2 protein-coding genes are annotated in these 1,264 nt (G+C 76.7%); one reads left to right on the forward strand and one right to left on the reverse strand.

The features are described from left to right. Positions 1-564: 564 nt before the first annotated feature. Entirely contained in the window at positions 565-948 is a 384-nt protein-coding gene (locus tag AC2W7G_RS16595) for a methyltransferase domain-containing protein (RefSeq protein ID WP_485869408.1), read from the forward strand. 3 nt (positions 949-951) lie between these two features. On the opposite strand, the gene AC2W7G_RS16600 is transcribed toward AC2W7G_RS16595, so the two are convergent. Continuing rightward, the coding region (locus tag AC2W7G_RS16600) for a DUF7586 domain-containing protein (protein ID WP_485869409.1) at positions 952-1,264 on the reverse strand (313 nt) is incomplete at its 5' end.

Raw genomic sequence — 1,264 nt, forward strand, 5'->3', positions numbered from 1 at the left:
CCGTCCTCGAGCGCGCCGCGGGCGACGAGGCCGGCTCGACGACGGTCGACGAGGAAGCCTTGGGCCGGCTGTTCCGGCGGGCGCGCGCCGCGTCGCACCCCGACCGCTTCGCCGGCGACCGGACCCGCTGGGACGAGGTCGAGCAGGCCGGGCGCGTCCTGGGCCTGTAGCCGCCGGGCGTGCGTAGGATCGCGCGCACCGCAGCGACAGGGGGCCGCATGGAGCGTCACGTGTCGAGCGTCGAGGACGTCCTCGCGCTCCTGGACACCGTCCTCGACGACGGGGCCGACCGGTGGAGCGGCGAGGGCGCGGGCTGGTGGGACGCCTTCTACGCCGACCGCGACCGCGGCGTGCCGTTCTTCCGCGACGTCCCCGACGAGTCGCTCGTGGCCTGGCACGGGTCCGGGCTGCTCCCGGCCGGCGGGCGGGTGCTCGACCTCGGCTGCGGGCCGGGGCGCGAACGCCGTCTGGCTCGGCGCAGCAGGGCTACGGAGTCGACGCGGTCGACCTCTCGGCCACGGCGCTGGACTGGGGCCGCGAGGCGGCCGCGCGGCCGGCGTCGACGTGCGCTTCGTCCAGGGGGACGCCTTCGCCCTGGGCGACGCCCTGGGCACCTACGACCTGGTGCACGACTCCGGCTGCTTCCACCACCTGCCCCCGCACCGCCGGCTCAGCCACCGGTGGCTGCTCGAGCGCGTCCTGCGGCCCGGCGGCGCCTTCGCGCTGGTCTGCTTCGCCTGGGGCGCGATGGGCAGCCAGGTCCCGGACGAGGAGCTGTACCGGTCTGGAGGCCTGGCCGGCGGCGTGGCGTACCGGGACGAGGACCTGCGCCGCCTGCACGGCTGGCTGCGACCGGTCGAGCTGCGCCGCATGGCGCCGCAGCCGGACGACTCGCCGGTCTTCGGCGAGGACTTCCTGTGGGCCGGCCTGTTCGAGCGCCCGGCCTGAGGGTCAGTGCCAGCCGAGGTCGTCGTGGCCGCCGGGCACGCCGGTGCCGAGGTCGTACGGCGTCCGGGTGAGGACGAACGAGGCGACCTCCAGCGCCACCACGGCCCCGGCGTCGTCACGTCGCAGCGTCATCGGCTCGCCCGAGAAGTACCCGGCCTCGCCGACCCACGTCCCGTCGCCGGTCGCGTGGAAGCGGGCGCCGCGGCCCTGGCCGGGCTCGCCCAGCCGCAGCGCTCCGTCGGGCTCGAGCACGAGCCGGAACGGGTACGTGCCCCAGAACCAGTCGCCGACCAGGTCGAGCCGCTCGGCCTGGGCC

The organism is Aeromicrobium sp. PFPM2_SD2, from assembly GCF_057364525.1.